This is a genomic window from Candidatus Latescibacterota bacterium (assembly GCA_019038625.1).
Lineage (GTDB): Bacteria > Krumholzibacteriota > Krumholzibacteriia > Krumholzibacteriales > Krumholzibacteriaceae > JAGLYV01.
Genome location: JAHOYU010000003.1, coordinates 1 through 17,503, shown reverse-complemented (window position 1 = coordinate 17,503; position 17,503 = coordinate 1). Strand labels below are relative to the sequence as shown.

General features: G+C 54.7%; 11 protein-coding genes. 5 read left to right on the top strand and 6 right to left on the bottom strand.

Features of this window, described 5'->3' with window-relative positions:
* Positions 1-141 (bottom strand): NAD(P)/FAD-dependent oxidoreductase (locus KOO63_00155; protein ID MBU8920249.1); only part of this gene is annotated, 141 nt, incomplete at its 3' end.
* A 286-nt stretch (positions 142-427) separates the two neighbouring features.
* Here KOO63_00155 and KOO63_00150 point away from each other — a divergent pair.
* Positions 428-1,711 carry a T9SS type A sorting domain-containing protein gene (locus KOO63_00150; protein MBU8920248.1) on the top strand — a complete coding sequence of 428 codons (1,284 nt, stop codon included), beginning with the start codon at positions 428-430 and terminating at the stop codon, positions 1,709-1,711.
* A gap of 61 nt (positions 1,712-1,772) precedes the next feature.
* Here KOO63_00150 and KOO63_00145 read toward each other — a convergent pair whose 3' ends face one another.
* The 3 genes from KOO63_00145 to KOO63_00135 all read right to left on the bottom strand — a co-directional run bounded on the left by KOO63_00145 (position 1,773) and on the right by KOO63_00135 (position 9,140).
* Complete coding sequence (locus KOO63_00145; GenBank protein MBU8920247.1) at positions 1,773-4,211, bottom strand: T9SS type A sorting domain-containing protein; 2,439 nt, start codon at positions 4,209-4,211, stop codon at positions 1,773-1,775.
* Between the two features lie 180 nt (positions 4,212-4,391).
* A complete protein-coding gene (locus KOO63_00140) occupies positions 4,392-5,651 on the bottom strand; it encodes an aspartyl protease family protein (protein MBU8920246.1) in 1,260 nt (419 codons plus the stop codon).
* Positions 5,652-5,702: 51 nt separating this feature from the next.
* Positions 5,703-9,140 (bottom strand): PQQ-binding-like beta-propeller repeat protein, encoded by a 3,438-nt coding sequence (locus KOO63_00135; GenBank protein ID MBU8920245.1) that lies wholly within the window; start codon positions 9,138-9,140, stop codon positions 5,703-5,705.
* Positions 9,141-9,496: 356 nt separating this feature from the next.
* On the opposite strand from KOO63_00135, the gene KOO63_00130 reads away from it, so the two are divergent.
* The gene (locus KOO63_00130; GenBank protein ID MBU8920244.1) at positions 9,497-10,924 is read left to right on the top strand and encodes a T9SS type A sorting domain-containing protein; all 1,428 of its coding nucleotides are present in this window, start codon (positions 9,497-9,499) and stop codon (positions 10,922-10,924) included.
* A gap of 188 nt (positions 10,925-11,112) precedes the next feature.
* On the opposite strand, the gene KOO63_00125 is transcribed toward KOO63_00130, so the two are convergent.
* Positions 11,113-12,819 carry a T9SS type A sorting domain-containing protein gene (locus KOO63_00125; GenBank protein MBU8920243.1) on the bottom strand — a complete coding sequence of 569 codons (1,707 nt, stop codon included), beginning with the start codon at positions 12,817-12,819 and terminating at the stop codon, positions 11,113-11,115.
* Between the two features lie 217 nt (positions 12,820-13,036).
* On the opposite strand from KOO63_00125, the gene KOO63_00120 reads away from it, so the two are divergent.
* The 3 genes from KOO63_00120 to KOO63_00110 are packed head-to-tail and all read left to right on the top strand — an operon-like array spanning position 13,037 to position 15,406.
* Entirely contained in the window at positions 13,037-13,603 is a 567-nt protein-coding gene (locus KOO63_00120) for an RNA polymerase sigma factor (GenBank protein ID MBU8920242.1), read from the top strand.
* The gene (locus tag KOO63_00115; GenBank protein MBU8920241.1) at positions 13,600-14,382 is read left to right on the top strand and encodes a zf-HC2 domain-containing protein; all 783 of its coding nucleotides are present in this window, start codon (positions 13,600-13,602) and stop codon (positions 14,380-14,382) included. Before KOO63_00120 ends, KOO63_00115 begins: the two co-directional genes overlap by 4 nt.
* A gap of 55 nt (positions 14,383-14,437) precedes the next feature.
* Positions 14,438-15,406, top strand: a complete 969-nt coding sequence (locus KOO63_00110) for a hypothetical protein (GenBank protein ID MBU8920240.1) — start codon at positions 14,438-14,440, stop codon at positions 15,404-15,406.
* 99 nt (positions 15,407-15,505) lie between these two features.
* Here the strand turns inward: KOO63_00110 and KOO63_00105 are convergent.
* A partial coding sequence (locus tag KOO63_00105; GenBank protein MBU8920239.1) for a T9SS type A sorting domain-containing protein occupies positions 15,506-17,503 on the bottom strand: 1,998 nt, incomplete at its 5' end.

Sequence of the window (17,503 nt, the reverse complement as noted above, 5' to 3'; positions counted from 1 at the left end):
TCCCTTACCCGTTATTCCAAGCTTCATCCCGAGACGGTTGTTTCTCTCGAGCAGAAGGACCTTGAGCCCGTTCTCCGCCGCCCTTCCGGCCGCGAGCATACCGGATGCTCCTCCACCTATTACTACAAGATTGTAATCCATCTGTTCCTTTCTGCGATCAGTGGAGGATAATATGATTCTCCCCGGCCTGTAAATGGTTCTATGGCGGAGAGCCTGAAAATAGATCACGAGACCGGAGAGGTAGGGCGGGAGGAATGGATCCCCCGCTCAGCCTGAATAATATTCCCACACCTGCCTTGCTATATAGGACTAAATTAGTATAATATAAGCATGAGATAGATTTTCTGGCTGAACGGCAGCAGAGATACGAGGGAGAGATAGACTTATACGTTGCACGGCTACAGAGATACACTGGGAGAAGGGTAGAATGTTACATTCAAAATCAAGAGACTATTCGAAGTATATAATTATCGCGGGTATTCTGGCGTTGTTCTCAGCCGGGACTCTTCAGGCGCAGGTACTCACAGCGTACGACGATGAATTCGGCATACCGTTCGGGATCTCGCTGGAGGTAGATGTTTTCGGTATCCTGGATAACGATATCCTCGATGGTGAAAGTGCCGGCGAGTCGGGCGCGACTGCGGAGCTGGTATCTGACGTATTCCATGGCACACTCAGTTTGAATTCCGATGGATCGTTTATATATACGCCGGGCGTTACATTTGACGGGTTCGACAGCTTCGTCTACCGCGCAGTTTTCGGTTCGGTCTCCTCGGAGGCGATCGTCACATTGACCGCCTGCAACGGTGGACCCGATGTCTTTGTCTGCTGGAACGAATCCGCCTTTCTGGCGAAAGCAGCCGAGTATGGGTTCAGTAATTTTCAGGAGGGTTTCGAGGACGATGCAGCATGGTCCATCGCTCGTTCTCCAGATACCGCTCCGTCAGTGTCCAGCCAGGGGATCCTGTGGGAGTCCAACCATTCCGGTTCTCCTGACTTTCACGAGATCACGACAGGGCCGGGACCAGCGCGGACCGGACTGTGGGGGATATTCGACCCTCTACATGGATCCGCCACAGGAACGCCGGACCAGTGTGACATCGACAATCCTCCGGATCATTGCCTGTACCACGATGGATTCACCGGGACCCTGGAACCTCACATGAGGACTCTTCAGGGTGTCGGGGGCTATATCACGGGGTTCTACGGTGCCAAAGTAGGGATACTCCTTGACGATTCCCTGTACACTGGGGGGGCTGTCTCAAGTGGGCATCAGTTTTTCGGTGTCATCGATACACGGCCTGCCGGAGTTACCCGTTTTGAATTCCGCGAGCTGGACGGGAAGATCGGGCAGGCATTATATATTTTTGGTGACGATTTTACGATACTCACGACGATTCAGACTGCGGCCGGTGACGAGCTGGCGCAGCCGAACGCGTTCGTCCTTCACCAGAACGTACCCAATCCGTTCAACCCAGCTACGACTATCCGGTTCGACCTGCCTCAGGCTGCGCATGTGAGTCTTTGCGTGTACAATGTGAAGGGCGAGCTCGTCTCGACCATCGTGGATCGGCAGATGACTGAAGGCCGTAAAGAGATCAACTGGATGGCCAGCGGCAACGCAGCGAGGTCGATATCAAGCGGCATCTATTTCTATCGCCTCGTCGCCGGCGACTATGTGCAGACGCGCAAGATGGTGCTGCTTCGTTAAGGCAATAGGTGCTGGCAATAAGCCTCGGGTTCGGCAGCAAATGTAAAAGGACTCATCCGCACTAACGCAGCAGGATCATCTTTCTGTTCTCTGTAAATGCCGTTGTGCTGAGCCTGTAAAAATATACTCCACTTGCTACTGCGCGACCGGATTCATCTTTGCCGTCCCAGTTTTCATTGTAGTGACCAGCCGGTCGGCTCTCCTCGACGACCACGCGTACAAGTTTTCCAGAAACGTTGTAGATCTTCAGGGATACACGCGAACTATGAGACAGCCCAAACTGAATAGCCGTCGAAGGATTAAACGGATTTGGATAGTTCTGCGAAAGGTAACTCGCCAGAGGAGGCGTCTGAGGATCTTCGCCTGTCACATCGCCGGGGCCCATCGTTATATATCCGCTCTCGTTCCCGTTCTCGTCGACCGCCGAAAGTTTGTACCAGTAGTCCTGCTGCCAGTCCCAACCGCTGTCGAAACAGTATTCGCCTTCGGGTGTCGCTACGAGGTTACCGGAGCCGGGGATGAAGGTCTCACTCGTGCCCCTGTAGACCGCGTAGTACCAGAGGTCGTCTTCCAGGTTCTCATCCCAGCTCAGCTCAAGGCCGGTTGGGCTCTGCGACTGTTCTCCCGCGAGTCCCAGCGGCGGGGCGGGAGCGAGGTTGTCCACCGAGTACCCGCTGTCGGGCTCGCTGATATACCAGAACGCGGGGTCTTTGGTGTGTGCCGAGACGACATATACATTGTAGGGGATACCGGTCGCTGACGAGTCTGCAAGTGTGCTTGTTCTATAGATATATTCATCGCTCTGCGCTGCGTCGAAGGAGCCGACCAGTTCCCAGGTGCCCGCCGGTATGGCTCCTGTCGGAGCGGTGAGGAGGAAGCGCCCTTCCGATGATTCGATTATGATGTTTTCGCCTACTTCCGCGATGATATCTTCAGAGAGTACATCGGCTGGTGGCTGAAAGGTGGCAGGGGCATAAAGTGTACCATCGACTCGCTGCCAGACGTCGTATCTCGCCACCTGGACGAAGACCTGATGGGGGTCGTCGTAGTCGGACCTGTCTACAGTCAACCTGACAGCGCCTCCCTGGTCAACAGGCACATCGGTTACGCTTGAGATCGTCGGATGAGGCACGGGGTTGTCACCCTTGTAGTCGACAGATTGCACATAGAGGCCCTGACCATCCGGAACCTGATCATCCGTCATCGTAACGAAGATCCCTCCAGCGCCGTCAGGGGATGAATCATATCCATCACTCGTAGAGACCTCAGCCAGATATTCTCCCCCTTCCGTCCACAGAAAGCTTCCGCCTGCATCGAACTTCTGTCCCACGACGGCTTCGTCCCATCGCATATCGAGCCAGGTGGCAAAACATTCGCCGCCCGATTCAAAGAGTACGATATCGGTCTGATGCTCCATGTCGTGGCCGAAAAGGATGCCATTATCCGCCCATTGTGTCGTTCTATATTTATCGACATGTTGAGCGTAGACCTGTGTATAACCATATGTGTCCCGATTATCTTCCCAGGCTACGTATGCACCGCCGGAGCCGTCTGAGAGGATAGCCAGGTTATGCTGGTCCTCGTACCATTCGCATAGATAAATGGGCATTGACTCCCCTGGGTCACCCGGCGGCAGGTTACCAGCTGGATCGATGCGCTGTGCTTTAACGTCCCAACCGTAATTGTCTTCAAGCCAGGCCACTATCACCCCGTCGTATCCGTTGCCCGCAATGACTGGGTCTGACACGTTGTTCCCGGTCCAATCGGGGATCAGCAGGCCTCCGGACTGCCAGATGGCGCCCGAGGCGTAGACTCGCTGAACGAAGACATTCAAGGATGGATCGCTGTATCCCGCCACGAACACGCCTCCCATACCGTCACTCACGATATCGAAGTTAGTAAAATCGCCGAATACTACCGCTCCGCGGCCACTTACTTCGTCCCAGGAAAGGTCCCCGTTAGAATCGACTCTCTGAGCGTAGATATTGGCTTCATCCTTGAAGACTGTCACGAAGCCGCCAAGTCCGTCCGGAACTACTTTGATCATTTCCATTATCAGGGAAAGGCTGCCTGTCACCTCCACACCCCAGCCCCAGAGCCGGTTGCCGTCCGAGTCAAACCTCTGTGCCCATATCGTGGAGCCGGTCGAATAGACGGCTATCGCGCCGCCCACTCCATCGTTTAACAGCTCCAGCAAGTAATAACTATCGGTATCGGAGATCTGCAGACCGTTCACCGTCCAGTAGGGATTGCCAGAGCCATCGATTCTCTGGGCGTAGATGGGGCTACTCGATCCTCGGCTATCTTTCCACGCGACAAAGGCCCCTCCCCCTCCGTCCGAGACGATCTGCGGGTCTCTGGCCGTGTCCATGCAGACGCGGACACCGCCCGACAACCAGTCGGCGCCAGCGGGTGTGGGTGTCGTCGCTATTACTGTAGATACTATTGCGAGATAAGTACACATCAAGGAAATAACCGGAAGTAATCGGGTGGCTTTCATGATCTCCTCCTGCAGGTGGCGTCTGAATATGTCGTGATCTTTTCCCTCAGAAATGTCTGATCTGATGTGGAGAGTATATCATGAAAGGGGGGTGAATTTCAATAGGTCAGGCTACGGTCACCGGGCAAATCAGGATGTCGCAAGTAGAATAATTCTTGAGTGAAAGTTGTCACTTATGTTTCATACCATCCGCCTGAGGGTAATGGCGAACTCCTTCGTTTCGCTTCCACGCTTTATCGTGAGACGCACTACCGCACCCTCGCGACTGAGGTACTCCATCAGTGTCTCGATGGTGAAGCTGCTCGCCTCGCGGCCATCGACAGCAGTCAGGACGTCGCCCTCCAGGATGCCTGCCTCCGCGGCCGGTGAGCCATCGAAGATCGAGAAGGCTCTGAAAATATCGAAACGCTCACCATCCATTACGAAGCGTATCCCGCACATGTCGTTTTCGAATGGGGCAGCGAATCGATCGTTCTTCTCGAGAATGATCTCGGATCGACTATAATCAAGAATAAGGGTGAAACGGCTCAGGATGTCGGCTCCAATGATTCCCGAAAAATCGGTCGCCGCAAGTCCCCCGGTAGTATCGGTCGAGAAATTGACGACCGGATTCTCGATGAGAGTCGAACCAATCCGGATACCATGGACACGCCCGATGACACCCTGGCTCAATCCTCCGAGTCCGAACCCGGTTACTCCGGTTATGGTTGATGGACTTTGAGCGGGCAACGAATGCTCCCGCGAGTAAGGACTGTTGAAGAGGCTGAGTCGGACACCAGTGTCGACCATGAAAAAAGCCTCTATCGGATCGCCGGGTCCGTGTAGAAGCACCTCAGCTCTGATAAAAATGTAATTATTGAACAGCTCGATCGGCACCCGTTCGCCGGGTCCATTATACTCGTAAGTCGCAGGATCGTGGAAAACAAGGGTCCCCGCCTCGTAGTCGACGACCGTGATCAGGGCCGAGAGAAGGTCTCCTCCGATCAGCCCGTCCTTGCGCTTACCCCAGTGCGGGTCCATCCTGTGAAGAGGGATGCTTATCGCCGAGCGCGGATCAAAGGATATTCCTATGCTGGCGAATGATACCGAGTCTACGTTGTTGATCTCTACAATGTCTTCGCCCGCGCCGCCCCCTTTCATGAGCAGCGTCTGCTCGAGGCCGAGAGCTTCAGCGACCGAATAATCTATAGCCGAGAATCGTCCAGCCCCTGTATCGAGGACAAAGGAGTAGGGGCCGGTCCCGTTGACCATCATCGGGATGTATATGATGTGACCGAAGAATTCTACTTCAGTGGCAGTGGCGATTTTCCCCGAATCGAACCTCGGCACAGCCGGAGGTTGATTTGTCTGTGCCAGGGCTCCCGCGACCATCAGACTCGTTATCACCAGTAGCGTGATCGCAGCGCAAGCTAAGCGGGTAGAACGGGAAAATGTTACCATCTTGAATTCCCCCTATGGAAATATTTACGAATAAGAGGAATGGAATCATGCTCACCGGAGCAGGATCATCTTCCTGGTTTCGGTATAGTCGCCCGCCCTTATCCTGCAGAAGTAAACTCCGCTGGACACGTCTGTTTCCCTGTCATTCTTTCCGTTCCAGGAGATCGTCTTGAATCCGGCGCTCTGATGCTCGTTCACGAGCGTAACGACCTTCTGCCCGAGGATGTTGAAGATGTCGAGCCGCACCCGGGCGTCCCGCGGGAGATTGTACCTGATCTCTGTGATGGGGTTGAACGGGTTCGGGTCGTTCTGCTCGAGGAAGAAGAGTGTCTTGCTTCCTCTGGATACATACTTCCCGGTGCCGGAGCAGACCACATCCCTGATTTGCTCGTTGTTCATATCGATCACGCATATGCGTTTTTCCAGTGAAGAGGGTTCGAAACGAACGGTTACTTTTTTCGACTCGCCCGGGGCCAGATTGAAGTGTCCCGATGAGAGGATGCTGAAATCGTCGTACGCGAACAGCTCGTGCACAGATCCCGTCAGCGAATCCGAGCAGTGGTGGTTGTCGATCATGAAACTGAGATCCCTGCTCTTCCCGAGCTCCACTTCGCCGAAATCTACATGATCGGTCGATGTATAGAATGGCGTCCAGCCGGTGCATTGCACATCGCAGCACAGCGGATCCCCCGTCTCGATCAGGCATGTATGCGTACCCGGGATGGTGGGCTGAAAACGCACTGTCACCCTGAGGGTCTCACCGGGAGCCAGGGTATACGGCCCTCCTCCAGATAGAATGGTGTCGCAGGGGCAGGATTCCGACACCGTTCCTGACAGGGCTTCATCCTGATTGTTTATGATGGTGAATGTGGTATCGATATGGCATCCCGCGTTCACCATACCGAAATCTATGGTCGTCGATTCGACGACGCACGGGTTGACCGCTACGCCGGTGCAGAGCACGTCGCAGCACCTGGAATCCCCTGTCTCGATCGTGCAGACATTTGTCCCGGTGTCGACCGGCTCGAACCTCACCGTCACCTCCAGGGAGTCACCGCTGGGGAGGTAGTAGAGACCGCCTCCCGAGACCAGACTAAACCCATCGCATGAGAGCGAGACCGTGTCGCAGAGGGATGCGCTGCCTGTATTTCTGATCACGAATGTCGTATCGAAAGTGGTCCCGATCACAAGGGTCTCGAAATCGATGCTGCACGGAACGATTTCACAGTCGTAGAAAAGGGAGCAGGTCTCGGCATTCGATGTTCCCATGCAGCAGGCGAGCATCGAGAGATCGACGAGGTCGACGTAACCGCTGCCGTCATAGTCGGCGCAGAGTTCGGGGAATGGTTGCATGAACTGGCTCATGAAGTAGAGTGAGTCTACCGTTTCCACCTTGCCGTCAGCCCAGTTCCCGTCCCAGTCAGAACTCGTTACCTTCGAATAGATCCTGATATCGGTATCCATGGCCCGTACTATCACGTCGCATTCCGCGCAGCCGCCGACCCGGGGATCGAGGCGGACCACGCCGTCCCTGTCTGTGGTGCCGCTCAGGCCGTCCGGGATATCGATACAGAGACCGGTGCAATCGGAGAGATCGATCTCGACATCGTAATATGGGCAGGGATCGCCGTTCTCGTCCCGGATGGTCACTGTGACGCTGTCGCAGCTCGTTCCCGTCCCGGGGCAGACGAAAGCAAGTCCGTATGAATCCCAGGGCTCCACTGATGATTGGACGATGCTCGGGGGAGGAAGAGTTCCCAGGCAGTACAGGTGATGGTTGGTCGACCCGATGTATATCCTGCCTCTGGCGATAGCCGGTGAAGTTTGAATGTCGTCTGACGTGGTGTGATCCCAGAGCAGATCGGTCGTTCCATCACCGTTGCCCTCGGCGTCCAGACAGGACAAAACGCCATCCCCGGATCCGGCATATACTTTACCGTCGGCGAGGACCGGTGAGTAAACCCTGCCTCCGAGGATGTGGGTCCATATCAGATCGGTCGTTCCGTCGCAATTGCCCAGAGCATCGAAGCATTTGATCCCTGAACCGAATGATCCGATATATACCCTGCCATATGCTATGGCGGGAGAAGACTTTTGAATGCTGCCGACAATGGCGCTCCAGATGAGATCGGTCGTTCCATCGCCATTGCCCTCTGCGTCCAGGCAATATAAATTGTCATCATTGGATCCAACATACACATGACCGGAAAACACAGTGGGGGAAGACATCACATCATCGCCAGTCGCGAAGCTCCAGATCAGATCGGTCGTCTCGTCACCATTGCCCTCAGCGTCCAGGCAATACACGATATCATCGTTCGATCCTATATAGATCCTGCCGTTTGAGAATGCGGGTGAACAACTGATCACGCTGCCTGTCGAATAGCTCCATACAAGATCGGTCGTCAGGTCGCCATTGCCCTCGGCATCGAGACAATACACATTGCGATCCCATGATCCAATATACACTTTCCCATCGGTGACAACGGGACTTGACCGGATGCGATCGCCGGTCATATAACTCCATATCAGATCGGTCGTCCCATCGCCGTTACCTGCCGCATCGAGACAGTATATCTCACCTGTTTCCACTCCGAAATAGACCTTGCCGTCAACCACGGCCGGTGAGGAGTAGATGTTGTGACTCGGACCGATGTAGTAGTGCCAGATCTGATCGGAAGAGCCTTCGCCGTCACCCAGCGCGTCGTAACATAACATATCGGTCGATCCGATATATACTTTTCCGTCTACCACCGCTGGCGAGCAGTCGAAGCCGGGGCCCACATAGTTATCCCAGATCACTTCGGCCGTATCGGGCATATTTGAATTGTTATATGCCCTGTTACTCGCATCGTGGAGATACATCGGCCATTCCTCTGATTCGAGCACGATCTCGAGGAATGGGATCTTGTGGCCACTTTCTCTGGCCCAAAAACGGATGACAGGATGATCGTCACCCGTTCTTTCGTCGGATACCATCCACCCATGGTTACTTTCCATGCCGTCTATCATCGCCTGCACATCGGCGGTGACATTCCAGTCCAGCCAGCCGTAACAGGTCTGCATCCGCGCGGCATCGGTTATCGAAAAATCGTAACAGCTGCCGACCGTGTCCCATGTAGCCCAGTCCTCCTCCCAGAAGCAGGTAATCCTCCGCAGCCTCAATTCCTCGTAACGACATTCAGACTCGGGATTGCCGTGATAGTAGTAGAGATACAATGTGGCAGAGGAGATCGTGGTTCCCGGTGGCAGGTCGGAGAGATCGAACTTGACCAGTGCTTTCTGGCTGAAGATGTGAGGGTCCGGCCCGTGACTCATTACCTGCAGGCTGTCGTGCAATCCCATACCCGCTCCGGGACTGGAATTAAAGATCCATGTATCGTCAGTCGGATGAAGGATGATGGGGCTTTCCACTCCGTATGCAAATGACCCGAGCGGCAGTAGCAGGGAGGTCAGCAAAACGACAATAGAGGCCCTCCGCATATTCACGGGAATCCTCCTTAAGGTATCAGGCTGGATTGACAGATCCCTCAGACTGTGGCGCATGCGACATTATCGATTTTTATAAGCTATGACGCATTATACACCCGTATATGCGGATCTGTCAAGGAGCGCTCGGTGTGGGGGTAGAGTCGACCCCCCCGCCAGCTTTATCGCAGCAGGATCATTTTCCTGTTCTCTGTAAATGTCTTCGTGCTGAGCCTGTAAAAATATACTCCACTTGCGACCGCAATGCCGCTGCCGTCTTTGCCGTCCTGCCATGGATCCTGCAAACTCGATCAGCGTTGTGGTATAATGAAAGATGGTAAGGCAATAGACACACGTATCTGGAATAGAGAGACTTCATGAAGTCCGCGGCTATATATATGACGATTCTTCTGTGGACGATATTACCGGTAGATGATATTTCCGCCCAGACTCAGCTTGAGCAGGATCGCGTCTGGTTTTCTCCCAATACAGCCAGCGTGGACATGCTGGAGATGTTCACAGCGCCAGAAAAGTGGGACCTGGCGAGAGAGAAGATCGACGTGTTCAAGTTCTCCACCTCACAGGTCGGCAGCGGAGGCTGGGGCTGCCAGCTCAATCCCGCCCAGATCTGTGGCGAGAACTATCTCGATAACCTTGTGGATGTCGATGCTTTCTCCATTCTGGGGCATTGGGGTATCGGCATCGGTATCGAATCCTTCTTTGCCGGGCCGGTCGTGAACGCCGATCCGATCGAATGCTCGACGGCCCAGAGCGTTTTCAACCTGTCGCTCAACGGGGCCATCAATGTTATTCAAAACGTCGAGGCGAATGGTGGCATCGTCCGGTATCTTGCCATGGACGAACCGATAAGGCAGTGGCTCCCTGCCTACTATTACATCTATACAGGCCAGACGGATCCCAGACCGTGCCTTGTCGATTCGCTGGAGATCATCGCAGATCACGTGGCCGCCTACATCCTCCAGATGGAATCGTGGTTTCCTGAAATACCCATCGGCCATATAGAACTCTATCCGGAAGTAAGTGTCGGTCAGTTGAAGGATTGGGTCATCGCGCTGGAGGACAGGGGCGTTTCGTTGCCGTTCCTGCACCTCGATGTAAACGGTCCGCGGGTCGATCAGTATAACTCCTGGGGGATCGTCACGGACATCGCGTCCGACTTCGCGGAACTTAAATCATTTCTGGAAGATCGGGGCATCGCGTTCGGCGTGATCATCACAGACATCCAGTGGAACAGCCAATTATGGGAACCGGACGCATACGACGACCAGACCTATTACGAGGGGGCGATAGACTGGAGCGAGTCTGTCAACGCGACCGGCGTGGAGCTGGATCATGTCGTGATCCAGAGCTGGGTGCATCCTTACTACACGACCGGACCGGGGCCCAAGGAAGTGCCTGTAAATCTGCCGGAGGACGATCCGGCGGTCTACAGTCACACACGTCTTGTCAATGATGCCCTGGCTGTGATCACAGCTGCCGAAGCGGAAGATGCAGACGAAGGACCGGGTAGATTCATGCTCTATCAGAACGTCCCGAATCCCTTCAATCCCTCGACGACGATCAGGTTCGACCTGCCAGGCGCAACGTACGTGAGACTCTGCGTGTACAACGTGAAGGGAGAACTTGTCTCGACAATCGTGGACCGTCAGATGACAGAGGGACGCAAGGAGATAAACTGGACGGCCACCGGCAGTGGAGGGCAGCCGGTATCGAGCGGGATATATTTCTATCGCCTCGTCGCGGGAGACTTTACGCAGACGCGCAAGATAGTACTGCTGCGATGACAGGTAACGGTCAACTTACGGCTGCCAGAATACAGTTCGCAAATACTGCCCCATGCTGACTTAACACGAACCAACTGCAAGGATTTTTACCGCCGCATGCGGCGGTAGATTCCTGGACAAGCCCAACGGTGTTGTCACATGTGCTATCAGACTATTACCGCAGAAGGATCATCTTTCTGTTCTCTGATTTATCGCAGCAGGACCATTTTCCTCGTCCGAGTAATCGTGTCTGTTTCAAGTCGGTAAAAATATACTCCACTTGCGACCGCATTGCCGCTGCCGTCCTTGCCGTCCCAGACTTCCGCGTAATGAGCTGCGGGGAGGGTCTCATCAAGGATGATCCGCACAAGACGTCCCGCCACATCGTAGACATTCAAGCTGACGGGCGAAGTCTTATCGAGCCCGAACTCGATCGTCGTCGATGGATTGAACGGGTTGGGGTAGTTCTGCGAGAGGAAGCCCGCCTGCGGCAGATCCGGCGTGTCCGCGTCCGTTGTGCCGTTGAAATACACCCTGCCCGCGTATATGTCGGACCCTGTTTCTGCGCTGTTGCGGTAGTCACTCCATGTGATGATGCCTCCACCGCTACCATCGGTAGTGATATGGATGAACCTTTGCAGACCACCTGCTGTGCAGATAGGGACACCGGTAGAGGGACCCTGTACGATGCCGCCTGGGTCTACCGTACGCGCGTAGACGTCGCCATAGTCGTATTGCTGTCTGAGTGATTCCTTCCACACGATCGCGGCACCCCCACTGCCGTCCGAGGCGATCCGGGGTTCTTCCTGGGTCGCGATGGCCAGGCAGACCGGGACTCCGGGGCCACTCCACAGAGTGTCGCCGGTTGCATCGATCCGCTGGCCATATATCCCGCGGGGAGTCCGCGAGTCGTACCAGCACAAGACAGCGCCCCCGCTGCCGTCCCTGGCGATCTGCGGGTCGGATCTTGCTCCGTAAGGATTAGTGCATACGACGATCCCATTCGCCGCCCAGAGTGTGTCGCCTGCGGCATCTACCCTCTGCGCGTACAGATTGACCGTCGATTCCTGCCAGGTGATGATTGCTCCGTACGCGTCATCTGAAGCGATCCGGGGGAAGGTCTGTTGATCCATGTTCACGCATATGGGGATACCATCGAGCGCCCACTGCACGATTCCATCCGAATCGACTCTCTGGGCATAGATATCGCTGCTGGCGGAACGGTTATCGTCCCAGGTGACGATGATGCCGCCATCCCCGTCAGATACGGCCTGGTGTCTATTCTGATCGGACGGATCAGTGCATACCGGAATCCCGCTGTGTGACCAGAGCCTGACGCCGGATGCGTTGAGACGCTGCGCGTGGAGATCTCGATCCCCCGCGCCACTGTCATCACGCCACACGATCACCGCTCCGCCGGCTCCATCAGAGACTATCAGCGGGTAGTCCTGTTCGTTCGGTCCCACGTATACCTCAGCGCCATACATTCCCCAGAGCTTGTTGCCGCTGGAGTCCAGTCGCTGTGCATAAACGTCCCGGGAATTGGTCACACCACCGCGACCGTCGGTCCAGCAGACGAGCACTCCGCCCGACCCGTCAGGAGCCAGATCGACTGGAGACCAGGCTATAGTACTGTCCTCATTAAGAATAATGTTTCCAGTCATCCACAGGATATTCCCGTTCCCGTCGATCCTCTGGATAAAGATGCTGTTTTTTAGTAAAGCACTGGTAAAACCCTGCTCCCAGGCGATGTAAGCTCCACCGGCGCCGTCCGTGGTGATACGTGGTTCAAGCTCGGCTTCTTCTCCATCAGTGATCCGGACCCCGTTATCGACCCATGCCGCCGAGACGGACAGGGTGAATACAAAGATCGACACGAAAAGCAGAACGGAAGTAATCAGCCGTCTGGATGCCATGGCGGTGCTCCCTTTTTTTGGAATTATGAAATGATTCGAATCCGAGGGCATTTTAGCAGATTTTATGATGTTTAGCAATGATTCATGGCAAGATTCAGACAGCGGCCTGTATCAAATATCGCCTCATAGCATGTGGTTAAATCAATATTTCTATAAACAGAAATGACCACAGCAACGTACACTCTACAGAACCCATAATCGAGGTCGGAGCAGCTTAATGGAACATGAACATATAAACACACTGGCAAACGAATTTCAGAACGGCGATCTCGGCAGCTTTAAGAAGCTGGTGGATTCGATGACTCGCCAGCTGATCGCCGTAGCGTACCGGTACACCCGGGACTGGGACAACGCGCAGGACCTCTGCCAGGAGACCTGGGTCAAAGTCTATGAAAAGATAGGACAGTACGATCCGTTACGACCGTTTGCGACATGGCTCTTCACGATTCATCGCAACGGATGCCTCACTCATCTTCGCAAAGCGGAGTCATGGAAAAAAATAAATACGGATGATCCTGACGAGAACAGATTTCAGGTAACTGACGATGATCCGGGTCCGTCGGAGCTGCTCGAACAGAAGGAGTTCGGCGCGCGTTTGAGAGGGGCGATGAGAAAGCTCACTAAAAAGCAGCGGCTCATCTTTGCGGTCGTCGATCTCGAGCAGACCGACCAGGATGAAGCTGCCCTGAAACTTGGAATGAAACATTCGACTCTGAGAACGACACTACATTTTGCGCGAAAGCGATTAGCTAAAATATTACGAACGACGGAGGAGTGGTCATGAAGGACGAAACCGGATGCCGGGAATTCCAGGAGCTGCTCGACAGAGTGGCGCTGGGGGCGATCTCGCGTGAAGATGAAATACAATTGAATAAGCACGCTGGAGAATGTCCCGACTGCGCGATGCTGCTTGAGATGCATCGGCATCTTATTTCCCCTTCAGGACCGGAACTCGAAGCGGCCGTCCCCGACGGGATGGTCGATACGATGTGGCGACGGGTCATGGCGGATATCTCGCAGCAGAGTGCGGGGCGCAATGCGGCCGGGTCCCGGTTGTGGCCGGTCATGAAGCTGCTCGTCCCGGCTCTCTCGGTCGTCGTAGTGATCCTGACGTTCGCCAGCGGATTCATGTTCAGCGAACTCAGGCAGCTCCGCTCCCGGGAGCAGGAGCTCATTCATGAAGTCGGCCACAGGGATGAATTGATCTCGCATATGTCGGCAGAACAGGACGATTTCCCTCGTGGGCGGGGAATCTTCAGCGCCGGCAACATGATGATCCGCCGCGGCCTGCCGCAACAGGAGATATTTACGGCAGAGGAACTGCTCACGCTCCTGAACAAGTTGCCGCCCGATGTCACGATCATGGGCCCGGACGAAGCGCGGTCGCTGCTCTCGCATCGTGTACTGTCGCAGAATGTGGGGTCGGCGGATCTTCCCGCATATATCGACCTGTGGGACGGCCTGCAGGCCGAAGAGCTGATCCGCCTCGTCGGATGGCTCGGACTCGATCCAGGCGAAACGATTTCGAGGGACCGGGTACTCGCGCTGACGAACCAGATCTGATGGAGAGACACAAATGGCAACGCAATAGGTTGTACTGACCAAAAGGAGAAACAAGATGCGATATACAAATGTTTTCAAGGCGATCGTTCCCCTCGGTATCGCCCTTCTGCTCATCTTCTCGGCGGGATGCAAGACGTACAAGGTAAACGTAAAGCTTAATGCTGATGGGAGCGGAGAACGTTCGGTGGAACTGTCGATGGATGAAGCGTCCGAAGGTGATCTGAAGATCGGGGACGAGGAATTTCGCAAGCTGTTCAATCTCGACAAAAAGGGATGGAAATATATTGAACCAGCTTCGGGAACTGAGGGTGACGCGTCTGAACAGAAAAAGAAAATGGTCTATTCTCGCACGCAGACAGCGAAGTCAATCGATGACTGGCTTGATATGGGCAATGACATACATATTCAAGCTTCTCTCGGTGACAAGCGTTACAAGGATATCCAGATCAGCAACGCAATCGCCGTGGAGCTCGGCGCGAGTCCGAACGGACGAAGTCTCACATACCGCGAGACGGTCACCTGCACGAAACTCAGGGAGGCCATCTCCACCTTTGCGGCGGCGAAATTCTACGACAAGGTCGCAGCAGCGTACCCTTCGTTCGATCCGGAAATCCTCATCGAACTCAGGGGTCTTATGATGGGATATATGGCGATCACCTGGTTCAAGCAGGACGACAGCGAAGATACATTCTCAGATGAACTCATGACAGATTCCATGGTGGCCGATGCGACCGAGATCATCAAACAGGTCGATCCAGATGCCGATCTCTCGAAGCTGCGGGAGATCACCGGAGCCATGCTCGACGATCTCGAGGACGAACTCGATGTATTCGTCAGGGAGAACCTTCCCGGCATGTACCTCGTCGGTCATGCCGAACTTATCCTGACCCTCGAAATGCCGGGCTATGTCTTCGAGCATAACGCGACCAGTGTTGACGGCAATACGCTTACGTGGAAGGTTGATTTCACTCAGATCTTTATCAAACCGCTGGAAATATTCGCCAGGGTGGAGTTTAAGGAATAGGATCCGCGTTAGCGATTTTGATCAGTCCTGGGAAAAACATCGAGGCGGAGCTGTCATGCTCCGCCTCGTGTCTTTTCGTACCTGCGTCTTGTCGATCACTTACCGCAGCAGGATCATCTTCCTGTTCTCTGTAAATGTCTTCGTGCTGAGCCTGTAAAAATATACTCCACTTGCTACCGCGGTGCCGCTGCCGTCTTTGCCGTCCCAGCTTTCAGAGTAATGCGCGGGGGAGAGGGTCTCGTCGATGATAATACGCACGAGGCGCCCCGCGGCATCGTAGACCTTCAGGTTTACAGGGCCAGCTTCGCTGAGTCCGAAGCTTATCGTTGTCTGTGGATTGAACGGGTTCGGATAGTTCTGCTGCAGGTATGCAGCCTGCGGTGTTGTTGGCGTATCGTCTCCGGTTATCTCGGCAGGCGCGAGAAGTGCGAAAGCGCTCTCGTTGCCGTGGATGTCGATTGCGGAGAGCTTGTAATAATATCCGGAGTCCCAGAGCCACTCATCGTCGAAGTGTTCGCTGTCGGTCGTAATGGTGATGCGATTACCCGGGGCCGGCACAAAACTTTCGTCAGTGCCGCGGTAGACCGCGTAATACGAGAAATCATTTTCAACATTCACATCCCAGTCCAGCGACAGCCCCTCAGGCTCAAAGCTCTGCTCGGCCATCACACTTGCCGGTAGCGAGGGGGGAAGGTTGTCCACAGAGTACCCGCTTGCAGGCAGACTCGCGCCCCAGATCGAGGGAATAGTCGTATGGATGCTTACCATGTAAGTCGAGAGCGGATTGCCGCTCCCTGTGGAATCTACCAGGGTACTTGCCCGGAATATATACGTATCCTGTTGACATGCGTTGAAGCTGCCGAGAAGCTCCCATGTGCCCGGGGGGAGGTCTATGGCCGGAAGCAGATCTTTCGACTGCATGAAGACACGATCTCCCAGCTCGATGACGGGCCAGCCTGAGATGTTCGGGGTTTTCACTGAATGGCCCGGCGTTGATCCGATACTCCCATCGGTGGTCTTTTCATCAACGGTCTCCCGGTCGATCATCGAGACTAGTGCCGGATCGTCGATGAGCTGCCAGACATTGTAATCGTCGGCAGGGTAGCTGTACCATAGTTCGTTGTCCCATGGCGAACTGTCTGTAGTTATTCTCAACCAGCCGCCTTCATCGCCGGGTACGTCGCTGACAGAAGTGATCAGGGGCGGGACATATCCGACTCTTCCATTTGAATCGATCGACTGGGCATAGATGTCGTTGTCGACTCCATTGCGTGAGTCAGCCCACGTCACGATCATTCCATCAGCTCCATCTGATACGACCTGGAGGTTTGCTTTATCACCTTCTGCTGTGCAGAGGGACAAGCCATTTGTTGTCCATGAGACAGCTCCCAGGACGCTTACATGCTGTGCATAGATGTCATAGCGAGTAGTGCTGCGCTCATCGGCCCACGTGACGATTGCTCCTCCCGCTCCATCGGATGCTAACTCGGGACTCCACTGATTCTCCGGAGAGGTGCAGAGTGGCACTCCATCTGCTGTCCACTGGACCGTTCCTGCCGCGTTTACGTACTGTGCATAGATGTCGTAATTACTGGTGCCGAGGTGCTGTGCGCGATCGTCTCTCCACGCAATGACCGCAGAGTTGTTTTTTCCATTGGCGATGAGCCTGGGGGATGACTGGGCCCATGGCGCTGTACATACGGGCACTCCATCTGTCGTCCACTGAACAGATCCAGCATCGTCTATGTACTGGGCATAGATGTCTTCGTAAGTGCCGCGACTGTCCTGCCACACCACTATCGCTCCGTCAGTTCCGACGGATGCTATCTGTTGAAAAGACTGGTTTTCTGCCGCAGCGCAGATGACTGTTCCTCCTGTTGTCCACCTGATAGTTCCCCCTGAATCGATCGACTGGGCATAGATGTCATAGTCGGTCTCATTGCGGAAGTCCACCCACGAGATGATCGCCCCACCCGTTCCATCGGATGTGATCTGGGGATAGAGCTGATCTGTCGGCACTGTGCAGATTTCTTCTCCATGCTGGTACCACAGGAGTGTTCCAGCAGCGTTTATGCGCTGGGCGTATATGTCATAGTC